A 19,115-nucleotide genomic window follows, 5' to 3' on the forward strand; every position below is an offset into this window, starting at 1 on the left:
TTGGTCGATTTTGATATTAGCTAAACTCGGCATTATCGGCTTCAACAGCAGCTTTAAGCTGTTCAAGCACGTCGGGCATGGCACTCACGACTCGGCTCCATGTTGGCATAAACGGGGTTTCCATTGGATTATCTAAAAAGCGTTGCCCTGCCGTGACAATATTTTGGGCAAACATTTCAACCGCTTTTTCTTCTAAATGTATATCGGTGGTTAAGCCATTCATTAATGCATCATTATGATAGGTTTCGACATAATCGAGGGCAATACGGTAATAAGTTGCCTTAAGGGTTCGAAACGATTCGGTGCTAAAAGTATTACCTTGAGTGGCTAATTTTCGGAAAAATGCTTTGGTGATATCAATCGACATTTTAGACAAGCCCGCTTCTTCATTATCCAATGATAAGTCTTGATGTTTATGATCGTAATTGTCGGCAATATCGACCTGACAAATGCGATTATGGGCATAATTACGTTGCATTTCTGATAGCACACCAATTTCTAAGCCCCAGTCACTTGGTATACGTAGGTCGTTGAGCACGTCTCGTCTAAATGAAAACTCACCCGCTAATGGATAACGAAAACTGTCCATGTATTCTAAATATTCGTTGTAACCAACCACTTTTTTAAGCGCTTTAATTAACGGTGTTACTAATAGACGTGACACTCGGCCATTAATTTTCCCATTAGACACACGTGCATAATACCCTTTACTAAATTCATAGTTAAACTGTGGATTAGCGACCGGATAAAGCAGTCTAGCGAGTAATGATTTTTCATAGGTCACGATGTCACAATCATGCAATGCAACCGATTCTGTTTTGCCTGAAGCCAAAATATAGCCCATGCAGTACCAGACATTTCGACCTTTACCCAGCTCTTTAGGGGCTAAGCCTAACGCTTGTAGCTTTGCATCCAGCGCTTGTAAGCGCGGGCCGTCATTCCATAGTATTCGGTGATGCTGCGGTAACTCACCAAAAAAGCTTAGCGCGTGTTTGTACTGCTTCAGATCGGCCCTATCTAATCCAATTACAATTTCGGATAAATACGGCACCTGTTTTAATTTACTGACAATATCTTTAAGTGCGGCGCCTTCTAGCTCTGAATACAGAGATGGCAAAATTAATCCTAACGGACGCGTTTTTGAAAACTTGATTAAGTCTTGCTCAAGCTCTTCATGGGTACGTCGGGTTAAATTATGCATTGTGGTGACAATGCCATTTTGATAAAAGTCGGCCATGTTACGCCCCTCCAAATGGTAGTTGGTTTAGCTGCGATTCAGCCGATGAAGACAATAGAGTTTGCTTAATGCATTCGGCCCAACCTTTAGGGCCGCACTCACTGCTTTGAATACTTTGTTTTTGGGTCGTTAATACGGGAAATGGATGAACTGGTGACTTAATTTGTATTGCAAGATCAGCAGCTTCGAGCATGGCATTGTCATTACCACTGTCACCAAGTGCAATAGTAGTCACCGGAGCGCTATATTGCTTGGAATAGATATCGGCTAACCATTTCATTGCTTTGCCTTTATCGCTATCTCCGCCCACATGTAGAAAGCGTCCCCCCTGCAGGGTATGTGCACCAACGCTTGTCATCAACTCAATAAAGGCTTGTTTATTAACTTCATTGCCTTGCCAAAGTACTGGCTCGGCATAATGTCTAATCAAAGCCAATTTGGCATTATCGGGTGACAAATCGGTTATCTCACATAACTCTTCAACTGATAAAGATGAAAAACCAATAAAGTCATCGTTAAATGCCTGTGCATGTTGGTTTAACAATTCAAGCCAGTATTGTCGCGGCTGACAAAACTCTTTTATCCAATAATATCCTTGGGTGAATGTCCCCTCTGGCTGTTGGTCAAAGTACCCAATTGGAATATAAACGACTGCACCATTTTCAGATATAAATGGTGAGTTAAACCCGATGGTTTGTTGTAACTTCGCCATTTCAGCAAAGGTTTTACTGGTATTAGCGATAATAGGAATATGGCGTTCATTCAATGCTTCAATCACTTCAATTGCATGACTAAAACTATAGTCAAAATGGTCCAGTAAAGTGCCATCGATGTCGGTAAAGATAAGTGGTCGTGTTGTCATATCGTATCCCTTTTCAATCATTGAATGCTGACTATCAAGAATGTTATCAAGCGGTATAAACGGTGACGAGCGATATCAAGCGGTGACAAGCGTAAAGCCTAGAAGCTAATTCGCTGCGCGGCTAGATTATATAAAAGCTAAAAGCCAACGTTCGCCCGTTTCCACACCATCCGTTTGTTATGGCCCTCACTTGTTATCGCCCGTCATAGCTCTATCAGCAAGCGCAGCGTTCGCTTGTCATCGTCGGTCAAGCTCTATCAGTAAGCGCAACGTCCGCTTGTTATCGTCTGTCATAGCTCTATCAGCAAGCGCAGCGTTCGCTTGTTATCGTCTGTCATAGCTCTATCAGCAAGCGCAGCGTTCGCTTGTTATCGCCTGTCATAGCTCCATCAGTAAGCGCAACGTTCGCTCGTTATCGCCTGTCATAGCTCTATCAATAAGCGCAGTATTCGCTTGTTATCGCCTGTCATCACTAAATTCATAAGCACTGCATTCGCTTGTTATCACTAAATTCGTAAGTGCAGCGTTTGCTTGTTATCGCCTGTCATCGCTCTATCAGTAAGCGCAACGTCCGCTCGTTATCGTCTGTCATAGCTATTTCTGTTGTTGCTGTAACTCAATTAACTGATTAGGTAGATTCAGGATATGTGCCAAACGTAATAACTTTGCACCTTAATGGCACAAATAGAGTTTACCCATTGATATTTTTGATATTATTTTCAGAATAAAAACGATGATATGAAAAGGTGTATTGACCAGGATAAGAAGATATGTGCAACAATGAATAAAGGTTGCACCATTTTGGGGCAAAAAAAAGGAAGGTGAGCGGTAACAAGCGATAGAGCCTAGATGCTAGAGCGCTACGCTGCTAGATGCTATAAAAGCTAAAAGACCTAGTAACTCGAACGGTACTTGAGTCTGGTGGCTAAATCATAATAGCGAAGCTGTTCCTAAAAGCGAAGCGCTCTATCCGCGTAGCGGTCTAGAATTTAAAATCTAGATGACTAGAGCGCTACGCTGCTAGATGCTATAAAAGCTAAAAGACCTAGTAACTCTAACGGTACTTGAGTCTGGTGGCTAAATCATAGCAGCGAAGCTGTCCCTAGAAGCGCAGCGCTCTATCCGCGTGGCGGCCTAGCACTTAGCATCTAGATTAATACTGGAATCTGGTGACTAAATCTTAGCAGCGAAGCTGTCCCTAGAAGCGCAGCGCTCTATCCGCGTAGCGGCCTAGAATCTAGCATCTAGCATCTAGATTAATACTGGTTTTCGAAATAGCTTTCAATAATTAACACCGCTGACACCGCATCAATTTGACCTTTGGTTAACGCTTTAAAACCACCCAATTCAAATAAACGGGCTTTAGCATCTGCAGTGGTTAAACGTTCGTCTTGGGTGGCAATTTTAACGCCAAAACGACCATTAATTCGATTAGCGAATTTTCGAGCTCGTTGAGTCATCTCTTGCTCGGTGCCGTCCATATTTAACGGTAAACCGACAACAACAAGATCTGGTTGCCATTCTTTCAATAATTTGTCGATATCATCCCAATTAGGGACCCCATCAACCGCTTTGATTGATAATAAAGGTGTGGCGCTAGCTGTAATGGCTTGACCTATAGCGACACCAATACTTTTGGTGCCGTAGTCGAACCCTAAAACGGTTTGTGGTTGCATGTTTATCTCTTGGTTTAATCTTTAGAGGACGCTTTAAAAGCAACAGCCTAGAGCGCTACGCTGCTAGGACGCTTCGCGGCTAGATTCTATAAAATCTTAGCAGCAAAGCAGTTCTTAGCAGGACGTAGTCCGTCCTAGCAGCGCAGCGACCCTAGTGACGTAGTCCGTCCTAGCAGCGAAGCGACCCTAGCAGGACGCAGTCCGTCCTAGAAGCGAAGCGACCCTAGCAGGACGCAGTCCGTCCTAGCAGCGAAGCGACCCCGGTGTTTTTCAAGGTAGTTGGCACTCTTTACTTAAATTTTAAGCTGCATTTCTTGTTTCTGTTTCAGACTTCTTATCTGGGTTCAGTGTGACTTCACCTACAGCGTCACAATTCCTTATACCGTTTGGCCAGCGTTTAGGATTTCTTGACCTCGCTTCCTCTAGCACTATCTTACGCTTAGATAAAATAGTCCTGTCTTGCATCGCATGACGCTCACTCGGTGACACAAAGTTGAGCTTGCTGTGTTTATGCTTAGTATTGTACCAAGTCACAAATACTTCGACCCATTCTCGTGCTTCGGTGATGCTTTTAAAGCCAGAGCTAGGCCATTCTGGCCGATACTTTAATGTTCTAAACAGCGACTCGGAGTAAGGGTTATCGTTACTGACACTCGGGCGGCTTAATGACGCGGTAACGCCTAACTCTTCAAGCTTGGCTTTCATTGTTAACGACTTCATCGGAGCACCATTATCTGAGTGCAATACCAGTGGCTTCTTAAAGCATTGCTCACGCAGCATATTGCGTTGCATTAACTCGGCCGCTAGCTCACCACATTCACGTTCATGGACTTCATAACCCACAACCTTACGGCTATAAATATCCTCAAACATATATAGATAATAAAAGCGTCCTTTGATGACCGAAGCTAAATAAGTGATATCCCAAGACCACACTTTGTTCGGCTCATCTGCAACATAAGCATCTGGTTTACTTCTTTTTGTTATGCTTTGGCTTCGTCCACGTCGATTTAATTGAGCATTGGCTTTTAACACTCGGTAAAAACTCGACTCTGAAGCGATATAGACCCCTTCATCAAGCAGCGTCGGCACGATTTGTGAGGGAGGTAGACTCGCAAACCTTGCCTCATTCGAGGTTGCCAGTATCAGCTTTTCCTCGTCATCACTAAGCTTGTTGGCTGGCTCCTGTCTTACCGCCGAGGGCCTTAAATCAGCTTGTACTTTTCCTGCTCGATACCAGCGCCGATACGTCCGCTTACTTAGCTCTGCTTCAGCGCAAGCCTTGTAAAGACGTGCACCGTGGGCATACGCTTCTTGTATTAAATTCACCAATGTTATGCGCTTAGGCAAAGGCGTTAACTCTCCTCGTTGTCGTCCTCCCAAAGCGCATTGAGCTTTTTTCTAAGCACCAGTAAAGCCGCTGTTTCTGCTAACGCCTTCTCTTTGTAGCGTAGCTCTCGTTGCAGGGATTTGATTTCTGCTTTGTCTGATTTGGCTTGCTGCTTAATCGTTTTGGCTTGAACTTCACTTGTCGTAAAGCCCCCTAAACAATCTTGTTTCCACTGCTGAACTTGTTCTCGAAACAAACCATTTTCTCGGCAATATTGGCTTACTTCAGCTTCAGACATTGGCGCTGTTTCAATGAGAACGGCAAACTTAGCTTCGGCCGACCAATCATTACTGGTCAATTTTTTACCTGGCACTGGGCGACCCTCTTTTTTAGCTTTATCGCGCCAATGATACAGGGTTTGGTAGGCGATCCCTTCACTACGTGCCACTTCCATGACGGTCATATTGTGGGGAGGCAATAACTTCTTTAAAACTGCTTCTTTACGTTCAGATGAATATCGTGCCATTGAGCTCTCATTGACCGCCCCCTCTATTTAATTATTGGATGATTTTAAGGGGTGACAACAATCCTGACACAGGGGGACCCTAGCAGGACGCAGTCCGCCCTAGCAGCGCAGCGACCCTAGCAGGACGCAGTCCGTCCTAGAAGCGCAGCGACCCTAGCAGGACGTAGTCCGTCCTAGAAGCGCAGCGACCCTAGCAGGACGCAGTCCGCCCTAGAAGCGAAGCGACCCTAGCAGGACGCAGTCCGCCCTAGAAGCGCAGCGACCTATTTTTAAGCATGTCCGACTTGGCTGGACATTTGCCAAATATCAAACCCGAGCTGTTGGGTAGCCATTAGCCACATTTGTTCAGGCTCAACGTTAAATAATAACTCTGGTGTCGCTTTAATCGTTAACCAGGTGTTGTCGGCAATTTCTTGTTCAAGCTGGTCTTTACTCCAACCAGCATAACCTAGCGCAACAATAAAATTTTCGGGTGATTTATCAGAACCAATCGAGGCTAATATATCTCGCGAGGAGGTTAACATAGTCTCTTCGCTAATTTCAGTGCTGTTAACCCAGTGCTTTTGAGGCGTGTGTAACACAAAACCACGTTCGGGGGCGACAGGGCCGCCAATGAGCACTTGACTGTCTAAGGAGAATAAAAACTCTGGCGATAGATAGAGTTCCATTTGTTCAAGCAGATCTTCAACCTCAACACCGATTGGACGGTTAACCATTAAGCCCATGGCACCTTTTTTATCATGCTCACAAATGTATATCACCGAGCGCTCGAAAAATGTGTCATCTAACGATGGCATTGCAATTAAAAAGTGGTCTTTGAAATTATCCATATGCTATCCCCAATAGTGTTTTAGCGTTTTGTATTATCCACCCGCTAATTTCACAGTGAAATTTAACTTTTCTAATATGGATTTTATTTGTTCGCGATTGTCAGTTTGTACTTCAATGCAGAAGTCTTTCACTGTACCACCGCAGCCACATTGTTTCTTCAATTTTTGCGCAAGGTCTTTTAAGGCTTTTTCATCTAATTCGAGCCCTTTGATCACACTTACGCCCTTACCTTTACGCCCTTTACTGTCTTTATGGATCCGCACTATACCGTCGCCAGTGGGTACTTCAGCTTGTGGCTTTGGCTGATCAATACGACCTTTATCAGTGCTATAAACTAATGCGATATTGGGATCTATTCTCATATTATTTCTTTAGCAGTAAAACATTATTTGAGTTTAACAAATCATAAAAGCAGAGGCGAGCAGTGAAAGGCGAAAAAGCCTAGAGCGCTGCGCTGCTAGGACGCTACGCGGCTAGATTCTATAAAATCAACAGCCTTGCAGCCTAGGATCTTAGCAGCGAAGCTGTCCCTAGCAGTGACGAAGTCACGACCTAGAAGCGCAGCGCACTATCCGCGTAGCGGCCTAAGATCTTAGCAGCGAAGCGCCCTAGCAGTGACAGAGTCACGCCCTATAACTATAGAAAAGGCTTTACCAGATTGGCCATCATATTGATGTGGTCGTCGTTGTCATTTAGGCATTCAATGTATCTGAAGTTTTTACCGCCGGCATCTTCAAATACGTGACGATTTTCTCCTTTGATTTCTTCTAGGGTTTCTAGGCAATCGGCGCTAAATGCTGGGCAGATGACGGCGATGTCGGTGATACCTTTGGCTGGTAGGCTGGCGATTGTTGCGTCAGTATAAGGTTGTAACCATTTAGCCTTGCCAAAGCGAGACTGGAATGTTGCAACGTAATCGTCTTCACTTAAGCCTAATTTTTCGACCACTAAACGAGTCGTTTTCAAGCAGAAACAGTAATAGGGATCGCCTAAATGCAAATTACGCTCAGGCATACCATGGTAAGACATCACTAGTTTTTGCGGTTTACCGTGCTGATCAAAATCTTTTTGGATAGATGCTGCAAGCGCATCAATAAGATCTGGGTTGTCATGGTAGGTGTTTATAAAATGCAGTGCCGGGATATATCGCCATTTCATTAATTCTTTAGCTAAAGCATCAAATGCTGAACCCGTTGTTGGCGCAGCATACTGCGGATATAAAGGCAGAACAACTAGGTTATCTACGCCTTGTTTATGCATAGCTTGTAAGGTGCTCGACGTTGATGGCGAACCATAACGCATCGCTAAATGTACACTTGCATCGTACCCTTGCGCGTGTAGATGTTTGGCTAGTTTGGCTTGTTGACGTTGGCTGATAGCCAGTAAAGGAGAGCCCTCGTCGGTCCAGACTTGTTTGTATAAGGCTGCTGATTTAGCAGGACGAATACGTAAAATAATCCCATGAAGAATAATCATCCATATCAGCTTTGGAATTTCGACTACTCGAGGATCCGCCAAAAACTCAGCTAAATAGATGCGAACAGCTGATGCAGTAGGTGCATCTGGTGTACCTAGATTCAATAATAATACACCAGTTTTGCCACGAGCTTTGTGGCCGGTGTCTTTATCTAACCCTGAAAATCTAGCCAAAGTATCTTCTCCGTTATTGATATGGTTTTATAAATACAGCTCACTTTGGATATCTCATGAGCTTAAATCAAAATTGTATCGCATTCATTTAAAACAAAAAGAGCGCTAGGTATCGATTTTATCATCAAATTAACCCGCACTCGGCAAATATTTATTTACCCTAGCTAACTCGCTTAGGTCATTCTATTAAGCAGCTCTATTTAGTCGCTCTATTTAGTCGCTCTATCTAGTCGCTCTATCTAGTCGCTTTATTTATCCGCTTTATTTAGCCGCTAAGCTAAACAACTCTGTTTAGCTAACGATTACAAAACTGATTCAATCGCTTTTTTCAATTCTTCGCTATCAGGTTTCACACGAGAACTGAATTGTTGTACGGTTTGGCCATCAGCGGAAACTACGTATTTATAGAAATTCCATTTAGGTTCGCCAGTTTTGTCGCCTAAGTATTTAAATACTGAGTTAGCCTCACCGCCTCTAACAGGTGATGTTGCCACCATGGTAAACGTAACACCATAATTAATGAAACAAACATCGGCAGTTTTAGCTTCGTCTTTTTCTTCTTGGAAAAAATCATCTGATGGAAAGCCAATCACTACTAAACCTTTGTCGGCATATTGTTTGTGTAATGCTTCAAGTGCTTCAAACTGAGGGGTAAATCCACAATGGGATGCAGTATTAACGATTAATACGGCTTTGCCTTGGGTGAGTTCACATAAATTGACGTTTTCTGTTGAGTGTAATTTACGAGCGTCAACATTGAGATAATCAGGACAATTTGCAGCCACGGAGCCAAAACTTAATCCCAATAAGCCAATTGCCGTTAGGTATTTAATCATTGTTAGTTTGTCCTTTACTCAAAGTTTATAAGAATAGATAGAAATAGACACCGATAAACGAATTTATCGATGCCTATTAGATATAACAGGACTGTACGAAGTACTGCTTTTTTCAGATCATAAATGATTAGAAATAAAAACCAATATTAATATTTAAACGTGAATGCCATGATGTATCACCGTTATCGATACCAACACCTGCACCATCAACAAACCACATATTTTTACCGGCAATCCAATCTACATAAGAATAAAATTTACCTGCAGTGATGGCAACACCAGTCACATTCTGGATAGAATCATCAAGTCCTTGACCCGATGCCATTACCTGGCTGTAATCGTTGTAAAAATTTAAATTAGTGATTGGTCCCCAATCAACGTCAAACGATTTAGCAATGTTAACGGTAGCAACATCGGCTTCCGCAGCAATTTCAAATGGATATTGAAATGCACTCAACGCAATACGTTCACTGTTGTCTATATCATAGTCATAATGAATATATTGTAATTGTAATTGCCATTGTTTCCAGTCAAGTTGCCAATGCGCTGCAGCGGCAAGGCCATTGGTGTCTTCACCTACTACGGTAGCTGCATCAGCCATAAAATCTAATTGGCTGTATTGTAATGAACCACCTAACTTATGAGTGACTTCACCAGAAGTAAATTCACGTTCAACTCGAGCGTTGATTTGTCCTGCCTCTTCATATGGTGAATCGGCTGTTGTGGCCGCATCAAATGAGTAACGATCATAATTAGAACCGTCGCCAATTTCGTCATTAACAAAATAAGCTAAATCATAGCGCCAACCATCTTGTTCATTTTTGTAATGGATACCAGCATCGTAATCATCTTCAAAACCAAGATAATAGGTTGCGCCGAACCAAAATGAATGAGCAGCATAAGGCAATAAACCAAATGGGACTTGGGTTACACCCACTTGCACTGATTGGGCGTCATCAAATTGATAACCCATGTAGGCATGATGCACTACGTCCATGTTTTCATACCAACGATACTGAGCTGAGGCGAATAAGCCATCTTTGCTCTTGTAATTAACGTCAGCACGGAACAATTCAAACTCAAGCTTGGCGTTGTCGTCGTAATCTTTCCAACCGTAGTTCACCCGAACTGCACCGCCAATATCAACTTCATCGGTGACAGGTACAGCCGATGCCGAAAGCGGAAGTAAGATTAACGAAGAAAAGACGGTGATTTTTTGCCATAACTGCATGAAACATCCTTGAAAGAACAATGTTATAAAGCGTGATAAAAATGAGTAACGTATAATGTGTTTATACGGATAAGGTTACTAAATAAAGGTTTTAATGTACTTTTGTCATCGAAATGTCCACGACAACAGGAGTAATTATAACAATGATAACGACCATGATAACAAAAAAAGGCCGTAAGATGTTACTTACGACCTCTCATAACCAATGGTTCGATTGATAATCCACTCATTTATTAGCTCAAAACATCACTAATTCACTCATTTATTGGCTCAAAACATCACTAATCCATGTCGAGAGTAATGCCTTCCATTGATCCTGAAGAAGCCGCTTCATTATTTCGCAATTTAATCATTAAACGTAAATCGTTTGGCGAGTCGGCATGATGTAATGCATCGGCGTAACTAATCTCACCCTCTACATATAAATCTAGCAATGCCTGGTCAAAAGTTTGCATGCCTTGTTCGCGTGACTTACCCATGGTTTCTTTCAGTAAATGCAACTCATTTTTAGCAATCAAACTGGCCACTCGAGGGGTATTAATTAACACCTCAATGGCGGCGCGGCGCCCAGTGCCGTCTGATTTCGGAATAAGCTGTTGCGCTACGATGCCACGTAAATTTAACGACAAATCAAACAACAGTTGATTGTGCTTACTTTCCGGTACTAAATGCATAATGCGATCGAGTGCTTGGTTAGCGTTGTTTGCATGCAAGGTTGCCATGCATAAATGACCCGTTTCGGCAAATGACAACGCAAACTCCATAGTTTCTTGAGTACGGATTTCACCAATCAGAATGACATCTGGCGCTTGACGCAAAGAGCTTTTAAGCGCGGCATCAAATGAGTCGGTATCAATACCCACTTCACGCTGAGTAATAATACTTTTACGATGGTTATGCACAAACTCAACTGGGTCTTCAATGGTCAGAATATGTCCGCGAGCATGAGCATTTCGATATCCCACTAGCGCAGCCAACGAAGTCGACTTACCAGTACCGGTACCACCCACCATAATGATAAGACCACGCTTACTCATGACCAAGTCTTTCAAAATAGGGGGTAGCTTTAGGTCATCAACTTCAGGTATTTGGGTTTCGATACGGCGCATAACACAACCGGCTGATTCGCGTTGCCAAAAGGCACTGACACGAAAACGACCTAAATCTTTGGCTGCAAATGCAAAGTTACACTCACTAGTGTCGTGAAATTCTTTCTTTTGAACGTCACTCATCAACGACTCAACAAACACTAATGATTGCTCTGGTGTTAATCGATTATCGGATAGTTGACGTAGCTCTCCGTCGATTTTGGCACTGGGTGGAAAACCAGCAGTGATAAATAAATCAGACGCCTTTTTTTCCACCATCATATTTAAAAACGGACGAACATCCATGATCCCAGTTCCTTAGAAATTAGCTTGTTTATTCGAACTCTTCTGCATCGCATCTTCACGGGTAATTAACCCACGATTAACTAAGTTTTGCAGACATTGATCAAGGGTTTGCATACCGTGAGACATACCCGTTTGAATAGCTGAATACATTTGTGCGACTTTGTCTTCACGAATAAGATTTCGAATCGCTGGGGTGCCCATCATGATTTCATGAGCAGCCACTCGGCCACCACCAATTTTCTTGATCAATGTTTGTGAAATAACCGCCTGAAGCGACTCTGACAACATGGTACGAACCATGCTCTTTTCACCTTCAGGGAATACATCGACTATACGGTCAATAGTTTTGGCAGCTGAAGTAGTATGCAAAGTACCAAATACTAAGTGACCCGTTTCAGCGGCGGTCATGGCTAAGCGAATGGTTTCGAGGTCGCGCATTTCACCCACAAGAATAACATCCGGATCTTCACGTAATGCACTTCTTAGGGCTGCATTAAAGCTATGTGTATGTTTGTGAACTTCACGCTGGTTGATTAGGCATTGCTTGTTTTGGTGTACGAATTCTATAGGGTCTTCAATGGTTAAAATATGGTCATGTCGGTTTTCATTTACATAATCGACCATCGCAGCCAATGTGGTTGATTTACCCGAACCAGTAGGCCCGGTTACTAATACTAAGCCACGTGGGAAACTGGCGATTTTCTTAAAAATTTCTGGCGCGCCCAATTGCTCAAGCGACAAAATGTCAGACGGAATGGTACGGAATACCGCGCCAGCGCCACGCGACTGATTAAAGGCGTTAACACGAAAACGCGCTAGATTAGGCACTTCGAATGAAAAATCGATTTCTAGATGTTCTTCATAGTCTTTACGTTGTTTATCATTCATGATGTCATAGACAAGACTATGAACGCCTTGATGATCTAACGCAGGTAAATTAATTTTTCTTACCTCACCGTCAACGCGGATCATAGGAGAAACGCCTGCTGAAAGATGTAGATCTGATGCTTTGTGTTTTACACTAAAGGCGAGTAATTCAGTGATTTCCATTGTAGAGACATCCATTTAACCAACATTATGACAACAATAGCAGACAGAATATCAATCGCCCAGAGTAGAATTAGTCAAGCGGCGCAAAAGTGTTCACGTTCATCGGCCGAAATAAGCCTATTAGCAGTGAGCAAAACCAAACCGATCAGCGACATCATTGCCGCTTATCAAGCGGGGCAACGTCTATTTGGTGAAAACTATGTCCAAGAAGGCGAAACTAAAATTACTGCCTTGCAGGCTGATTACCCAGATATCGAGTGGCATTTTATTGGCCCGTTGCAATCGAATAAAAGCAAAATTGTTGCCGAACATTTTGATTGGATGCATACCTTAAGTCGCGCCAAAATTGCTCAACGTTTGCATGAGCAACGTCCAAATAACAAGCCGCCATTAAACGTGTGCATTCAAGTCAATATTAGCCAGGAACAATCAAAGTCGGGCGTTAATCCTGAGGATGTCGCCACGTTAGCACTTACTATCGCCTCTTTGAGCAATCTTAAGCTGCGCGGATTAATGGCTATCCCAACCGCGACTGATGACGTACAACTTCAACAACAAGAATTTAGCCAATTAAAGCAACTTTTTGACCAACTTAAGCAGCAATATCCTAACGTCGACACCTTATCAATGGGTATGAGCGGCGACATGGACATCGCCATCGCTAATGGCTCAACCATGGTACGCATTGGCAGTGCGATCTTTGGTGAAAGATAAAATCAACAGCCTAGGGGCTGTTGATCTTTGTTTGAATTTTGTGCGAAGAAGGTAATCTCGTATAATTCACTTCGCCAAAAACAAATACAACGAGATTACCATGCCCCGATTAATGCTCACTGATGAGATGTGGTCGAAGCTAAAAGCTATTCTGCTTGATGATAGAGTTTATAACAAGCAAGAGCATCGATTTACGATGGAAGGTATCCTTTACCGATTGCGTGTTGGCTGCCCTTGGCGAGATTTACCTGAATATTTTGGCTTATGGAATACCATTTACCGTCGATTTTTACTGTGGTCAAGAAAAGGTATTTTACTTAGGCTGTTCAAAACATTATCGACTAATAGTGATACTGAATGGGAATTTATTGATGGAAGTTATGTAAAAGCCCATCAACACAGTTCAGGTGCATCATCTGATGAAAATCAAGCAATTGGGTTAAGTCGTGGTGGTAATACAAGCAAAATCCATCTCGCGGTAGATAGCTATGGTTTACCGATAGAATTCATTGTTACAGGTGGAGAAGTTCATGATAGCAAAGCAGCTAATGCCCTTATTGAATTATTGCCACAAAGTCATTTTATTATTGCAGACAAAGGCTACGACAGTGAAGCGATTAGAGATAAAGTGCGTGAATGTGGTTCAAAGCCAGTGATCCCTAGAAGACAAAATTCGAAGCAAGGAAATGGCGATATCGATTGGTGTTTATACAAATATCGGCATTTAGTTGAAAATGCTTTTGCTCGGCTCAAGCATTTTAGAGCGATAGCTACCCGCTATGATAAATTGAAAATTAATTTTGAAAGCCTGCTGGCTCTAGCTTGCTCTATAATTTGGCTGCCAATGTGAAAGATCAACAGCCCCTAGAACGCTTCGCTGCTAGGTCGCTATAAAATCTATAGCAACAGCCTAGAACGCTTCGCTGCTAGGTCGCTATAAAATCTATAGCAACAGCCTAGAACGCTTCGCTGCTAGGTCGCTTCGCGGCTAGATGCTATAAAATCAACAGCCTAGTCGCGAAGCGACTCAATCTTAGCAGCGAAGCTGTTCCTAGAAGCGAAGCGCTCTATTCGCGCAGCGGCCTAGCAGGACGAAGTCCGCCCTAGAACCTAGAAGCGTAGCGCTCTATCCGCGTAGCGGCCTAGCAGGACGCAGTCCGCCCTAGAACCTAGAAGCGTAGCGTCCTAGGGCTGAATTAGGTAACATACACTGCAGTTGGACATAAATTCACTCTTTAATTGGATACAGACTTAATGACTCAAGCAAAAGTATGTTTTATCGGTGCGGGCAATATGACTCGTAGCATTATTAGTGGCTTAGTTAAGCATGGCTATCCTAGTGACCTTATTCATGCAACCAATCCAAGCAAGGGTAAATTGGATGCGTTGCAGCACTATTTTGCGATTCAAGTTTCCCACGATAATCATGCAGCTGCACAAACTGCTGATGTCATCGTGTTAAGCGTAAAACCTCAATTAATGGCAACGGTTTGTGAAGACTTAAGTTCACTGGATTTAGCCAATAAGTTAATCATCACTATCGCTGCAGGTATTCCAGCGTCTCGTTATCAAGTCTACTTTAAGCAACCTATTAAACTTATTCGCACCATGCCTAATACTCCGACTCAAATTGGCTATGGTATGACAGGTATTTATGCTGATGACAGTATTTCTGCCGAGCACAAAGGGATTTGTGAAACTTTAATGCAAAGCGGCGGTAAAGTGGTTTGGGTTGATAAAGAAGCGGAATTAGATCAAGTGATAGCCCTTGCAGGCAGCTCTCCGGCTTATTTCTTCTTGTTTATCGAGTCAATGATCGCCTCTGGCGTCAACATGGGGATGGCTGAAGACAAAGCAAGACTCCTTGCCGAGCAAGCCGCTTTGGGGGCCGCGCAAATGGTGATACAAAACCAACAGTTATCGGTAACCGAACTGCGTCAAAATGTTATGTCAAAGGGCGGAACTACAGCTAAAGCCGTTGAAACGTTTCAACAAGGCGGTTTAGTCGAATTGGTCGATAAAGCTATGACAAACTGCGTTGCTAGAGCCCAAGAAATGGCTAAAACATTCTAACGTTATGAGATGAACGATTATTTAACTTACGGTTAACCTCTTTGGTGTAAAATAGTTGCGTTAAACTAAGCTTATAAACACCAAATCTGAGTGATAATCCGTTATATTATTAACTCAGTTAGTCGTACAGTTAAATATTGACGCAGTTAATTTCAGTGCTAATTCACACTCTAATCTGCGCTCTAATGTAAGTACAAGATTAAGCACTAAATCACATCAACGTAAGGCAACATACATGAATGCAATGAGTTTTTTAGTCAACACTCTGTTTGACTTATACCTAATGATCGTCATTCTTCGTTTTTGGCTGCAGCTTGCAAGAGCGGATTTTTATAATCCATTTAGCCAATTTGTGGTTAAAGCGACACAACCGATTATCGCACCAATGCGTCGACTATTACCGTCTGTAGGACGTTTTGATACTTCATCGATGGTACTGGCACTGATTGTCGTGTTGGTCAAAATGTTAGTGCTTACTTTCATTGCAGGGGCAACTGTAGATATTGTTACCTTGTTATTATTCTCAGTGATCTCTGTCGTAAAACAAGCTGGCGTGTTACTTTTTTGGATGTTACTTATCCGCGCAGTATTGAGTTGGTTCAACCAAGGTTATAACCCAATTGTGATGGTGATGACCCAATTAACAGAACCTATTTTAGCGCCAGTACGCAAAGTGCTACCCGCTATTGGTGGCTTAGATCTATCTGTATTAGTGGTATTTATTGCGATGAATTTCATTAATATGTTGTGTGCGCAATATATCCCGTTTTGGTCAATTATTTAGATGTCGAACAAATCTAACTAATGAATCCAGTCAGCTATATTAACGATGAGCAGCAAGGTGACTTGCTGCTTTTTGTGTATGTACAACCCAAAGCCAGCCGCGATCAAATTGTCGGTTTGCACGGTAACGAATTAAAAATAGCTATCACAGCGCCACCGATTGACGGTAAAGCAAATGCTTATCTGTCTAAATACCTTGCAAAAGCCTGTAAAGTGGCTAAAAGTCAGGTTCATATCCTTAAGGGTGAACAAGGTCGTCATAAGCAAATTAAAATATGCCAACCGCAGATTATTCCGCCTGAAATAGCCGCCCTTTTGTGACTGTTTCTCCTATAATAACGTTATAGCTCATGCCCGCTAAGGACTAAATTATGTTCCAATCATTGCGTTTATGTCGCCCATTATTACAAATATTATTGTTGTCACTGATAACGATGACCAGTATCGGCTACGCTCAAGCAGAACAAAAACAACAAGTTGGTAATTTTGATATTCATTACATGGCGCTCAGTAGCACCTTTATTACCCCAGAAATAGCAAAAACCTATGGAATAGAACGCAGTAGTTACAATGGATTGGTGAACATTACCGTGCTCAATACGAATCTAGAAGGACACCCAGCTGTCCCAGTTGAAATTTCAGGAATCGCCAATAACTTAATTGATGCTCGCGTAACTCTGGATTTTAAAGAAATTCGCGAAGGGAAATCCATCTATTACATCGCAGAAGTGCCTTATCGTGATGATCAAGATGTTAATTTCACCATAGCCATTAAGCACGGCAACCAGCTAAACACCTCATTGAAATTCAAACAAAAATTCTATGTAGATTAAATCATCGATAAAAAGCCTAGAGCGCTGCGCTGCTAGGACGCTTCGCGGCTAGATCCTATAAAATCAACAGCCTAATCGCCCAGCGACTCAATCTTAGCAGTGACGAAGTCACGTCCTAGAAGCGCAGCGCACTATCCGCGTAGCGGCCTAGGATCTTAGCAGTGACGAAGTCATGCCCTAGAAGCGAAGCGCACTATCCGCATAGCGGCCTAGGGGGTAGTTAGAGTATAATGACGGCAAATTTACTCTCATCTAAAAAACTTATGCATACCTTAGTCAAACAACAAATTGTTCTTGCCAGTGGCAACAAAGGCAAACTTGCCGAATTTGATCAAATGCTGACAGCATTTAATATTGAAGTATTACCACAGAATCAATTTAACGTGACAGAGGTTGCAGAGACAGGCACTACATTTGTAGAAAACGCCATCATTAAAGCTCGCCATGCCGCTGAAATAACCGGTAAAGCTGCAATTGCAGATGACTCAGGTATTGAAGTTGATGCACTACAAGGCCAACCAGGGATTTACTCTGCCCGTTATTCAGGAGCCAATGCAACCGAAACCAGCAATTACCTCAAGCTACTTGATGCATTGCAAGGCGAAACACTTCGAAGTGCCCGTTTCCAATGTGTACTGGTTTATATGCGTCATGCAAAAGATCCTACGCCTATTATTTGCCAGGCTTCATGGGAAGGGACAATCAACCATGCTCCACAAGGCGAGCAAGGCCATGGTTATGATCCCGTATTTATTCCGCAAGGTTTTGAGTGCTCGGCAGCAGAGCTAACTCGTGAACAGAAAAATGCCCATAGCCATCGAGGCAAAGCACTTGAGTTATTAGTGAGTGCCATGAAAGCTCAAGGTATCATTTTATCGAACAGTACATCGAACAATACTTCTGGCGGCCACCAATAAATGATATTGCAATTACCCCCACTTAGCTTGTATATCCATATTCCTTGGTGCGTGCAAAAATGCCCTTATTGCGATTTTAACTCCCACGGCCAAAACGGTGAGTTACCACAGCAACAATATGTCGATGCATTATTAGAAGATTTAAAACAAGACTTGGCGTATGTTCAAGGTCGAAAGGTGCATACCATTTTTATCGGCGGTGGCACGCCATCGTTATTTGATGCTAGTCAAATTCAACGCATACTTGAAGGCGCGCAAGCGTTAATCCCTTTTGAAGATAATATTGAAATCACCATGGAAGCCAATCCTGGCACATTAGAGCACGACGACTTTAGTGCCTATCGTGCAGCGGGTGTCACGCGCTTATCTATTGGGGTGCAAAGTTTTTCAAAAGAAAAACTTAATCTGCTAGGACGTATCCATAATGAGGATGAAGCCAAAGTGGCGGCAGAAAAAGCCAAGCAAGCAGATTATTTAAGTTTTAATCTCGACTTAATGCACGGTTTACCGAACCAAAGCTTTGACGAAGCCATGCACGATATCGACACGGCAACGGCTTTAGCTCCACCGCATCTTTCTTGGTATCAACTCACCATTGAACCCAACACCTTGTTTCATTCAAAACCGCCACAATTACCAGACGATGAAAATCTGTGGCAAATATACGAGCAAGGTCAGCAGCGCTTAGCGGCATTAGGTTATGAGCAATACGAAATATCAGCCTATGCAAAACCTGGATTCCAATGTCGCCATAATCTTAATTATTGGAAATTTGGCGATTACCTTGGCATCGGTTGCGGCGCCCACGGTAAAATCACCCTGCCCGGCTCAAATCGGATTGTACGTACCGTAAAAATAAAGCACCCTAAAGGCTACCTCGCTGCGGATAAATATACCTTTGAAACCACAGATGTCGTTGAAGAAGACCGCCCATTAGAATACTTAATGAACCGTCTAAGGTTGATGACTCCAATCCCTAAAACTGAATTTGAGAAGCGTACAGGCCAATCAGCTGAGGTAGTAAAACAAGGAATGCAAAAATCAATTGAACGGGGATTATTGACAGAAACCACAACGCATTGGCAATTGACGTCTAAAGGCCACATGTTTGTAAATGATTTGCTGTCTCAGTTTATTTAATTTACCAGTCGATTGAATAAAATAATATGACT

General features: G+C 42.7%; 19 protein-coding genes. 8 read left to right on the forward strand and 11 right to left on the reverse strand.

Annotated features, from left to right (window positions below; genetic code table 11):
• Positions 1-16 precede the first annotated feature (16 nt).
• The 11 genes from HNW13_RS08655 to HNW13_RS08705 all read right to left on the reverse strand — a co-directional run bounded on the left by HNW13_RS08655 (position 17) and on the right by HNW13_RS08705 (position 12,623).
• Positions 17-1,237 carry a glycosyl transferase gene (locus tag HNW13_RS08655; RefSeq protein WP_192115843.1) on the reverse strand — a complete coding sequence of 407 codons (1,221 nt, stop codon included), beginning with the start codon at positions 1,235-1,237 and terminating at the stop codon, positions 17-19.
• Position 1,238: 1 nt separating this feature from the next.
• Positions 1,239-2,099: an HAD-IIB family hydrolase gene (locus tag HNW13_RS08660; RefSeq protein WP_192115842.1), complete on the reverse strand. Its 861-nt coding sequence runs from the start codon at positions 2,097-2,099 to the stop codon at positions 1,239-1,241.
• A gap of 1,256 nt (positions 2,100-3,355) precedes the next feature.
• Entirely contained in the window at positions 3,356-3,775 is a 420-nt protein-coding gene (gene ruvX / locus HNW13_RS08665) for a Holliday junction resolvase RuvX (protein WP_192115841.1), read from the reverse strand.
• A 300-nt stretch (positions 3,776-4,075) separates the two neighbouring features.
• Positions 4,076-5,631, reverse strand: a protein-coding gene (locus tag HNW13_RS08670) for an IS3 family transposase (RefSeq protein ID WP_192114312.1) whose coding sequence is annotated in 2 segments (ribosomal slippage) — positions 4,076-5,178 and positions 5,178-5,631 — 1,557 coding nt in all. Because the reading frame shifts where the segments join, the coding sequence is not laid out codon by codon here.
• A gap of 269 nt (positions 5,632-5,900) precedes the next feature.
• Positions 5,901-6,461 carry a YqgE/AlgH family protein gene (locus HNW13_RS08675; protein ID WP_101086414.1) on the reverse strand — a complete coding sequence of 187 codons (561 nt, stop codon included), beginning with the start codon at positions 6,459-6,461 and terminating at the stop codon, positions 5,901-5,903.
• 33 nt (positions 6,462-6,494) lie between these two features.
• Positions 6,495-6,824 (reverse strand): stress response translation initiation inhibitor YciH, encoded by a 330-nt coding sequence (gene yciH / locus HNW13_RS08680; protein WP_059744130.1) that lies wholly within the window; start codon positions 6,822-6,824, stop codon positions 6,495-6,497.
• Positions 6,825-7,098: 274 nt separating this feature from the next.
• Positions 7,099-8,112 carry a ferrochelatase gene (gene hemH / locus HNW13_RS08685; RefSeq protein ID WP_192115840.1) on the reverse strand — a complete coding sequence of 338 codons (1,014 nt, stop codon included), beginning with the start codon at positions 8,110-8,112 and terminating at the stop codon, positions 7,099-7,101.
• Between the two features lie 302 nt (positions 8,113-8,414).
• Complete coding sequence (locus tag HNW13_RS08690; RefSeq protein WP_101086412.1) at positions 8,415-8,948, reverse strand: glutathione peroxidase; 534 nt, start codon at positions 8,946-8,948, stop codon at positions 8,415-8,417.
• 127 nt (positions 8,949-9,075) lie between these two features.
• Entirely contained in the window at positions 9,076-10,179 is a 1,104-nt protein-coding gene (locus tag HNW13_RS08695; RefSeq protein WP_192115839.1) for a hypothetical protein, read from the reverse strand.
• A 281-nt stretch (positions 10,180-10,460) separates the two neighbouring features.
• Positions 10,461-11,573: a PilT/PilU family type 4a pilus ATPase gene (locus HNW13_RS08700; protein ID WP_192115838.1), complete on the reverse strand. Its 1,113-nt coding sequence runs from the start codon at positions 11,571-11,573 to the stop codon at positions 10,461-10,463.
• Positions 11,574-11,585: 12 nt separating this feature from the next.
• The gene (locus HNW13_RS08705) at positions 11,586-12,623 is read right to left on the reverse strand and encodes a type IV pilus twitching motility protein PilT (protein WP_059744125.1); all 1,038 of its coding nucleotides are present in this window, start codon (positions 12,621-12,623) and stop codon (positions 11,586-11,588) included.
• 27 nt (positions 12,624-12,650) lie between these two features.
• Here HNW13_RS08705 and HNW13_RS08710 point away from each other — a divergent pair, with 27 nt between their 5' ends.
• The 8 genes from HNW13_RS08710 (at position 12,651) to hemW (ending at position 19,083) form a co-directional block, all read left to right on the forward strand.
• Positions 12,651-13,337 (forward strand): YggS family pyridoxal phosphate-dependent enzyme, encoded by a 687-nt coding sequence (locus tag HNW13_RS08710; RefSeq protein ID WP_192115837.1) that lies wholly within the window; start codon positions 12,651-12,653, stop codon positions 13,335-13,337.
• A gap of 100 nt (positions 13,338-13,437) precedes the next feature.
• Positions 13,438-14,187 carry an IS5 family transposase gene (locus HNW13_RS08715; protein ID WP_124011573.1) on the forward strand — a complete coding sequence of 250 codons (750 nt, stop codon included), beginning with the start codon at positions 13,438-13,440 and terminating at the stop codon, positions 14,185-14,187.
• A gap of 404 nt (positions 14,188-14,591) precedes the next feature.
• On the forward strand, positions 14,592-15,410 hold the full coding sequence (gene proC, locus HNW13_RS08720; RefSeq protein WP_192115836.1) for a pyrroline-5-carboxylate reductase: 819 nt from the start codon (positions 14,592-14,594) through the stop codon (positions 15,408-15,410).
• Between the two features lie 235 nt (positions 15,411-15,645).
• On the forward strand, positions 15,646-16,194 hold the full coding sequence (locus HNW13_RS08725; RefSeq protein WP_101086407.1) for a YggT family protein: 549 nt from the start codon (positions 15,646-15,648) through the stop codon (positions 16,192-16,194).
• Between the two features lie 20 nt (positions 16,195-16,214).
• A complete protein-coding gene (gene yggU / locus HNW13_RS08730; protein ID WP_101086406.1) occupies positions 16,215-16,514 on the forward strand; it encodes a DUF167 family protein YggU in 300 nt (99 codons plus the stop codon).
• A 113-nt stretch (positions 16,515-16,627) separates the two neighbouring features.
• Positions 16,628-17,026, forward strand: a complete 399-nt coding sequence (locus HNW13_RS08735; protein ID WP_242445147.1) for a DUF4426 domain-containing protein — start codon at positions 16,628-16,630, stop codon at positions 17,024-17,026.
• A 230-nt stretch (positions 17,027-17,256) separates the two neighbouring features.
• Positions 17,257-17,943 (forward strand): RdgB/HAM1 family non-canonical purine NTP pyrophosphatase, encoded by a 687-nt coding sequence (gene rdgB, locus HNW13_RS08740; protein WP_192115835.1) that lies wholly within the window; start codon positions 17,257-17,259, stop codon positions 17,941-17,943.
• Positions 17,944-19,083 carry a radical SAM family heme chaperone HemW gene (gene hemW, locus HNW13_RS08745; RefSeq protein WP_192115834.1) on the forward strand — a complete coding sequence of 380 codons (1,140 nt, stop codon included), beginning with the start codon at positions 17,944-17,946 and terminating at the stop codon, positions 19,081-19,083.
• Positions 19,084-19,115 lie beyond the last annotated feature (32 nt).

It is taken from the genome of Shewanella sp. BF02_Schw, assembly GCF_014596695.2.
GTDB lineage: Bacteria > Pseudomonadota > Gammaproteobacteria > Enterobacterales > Shewanellaceae > Shewanella.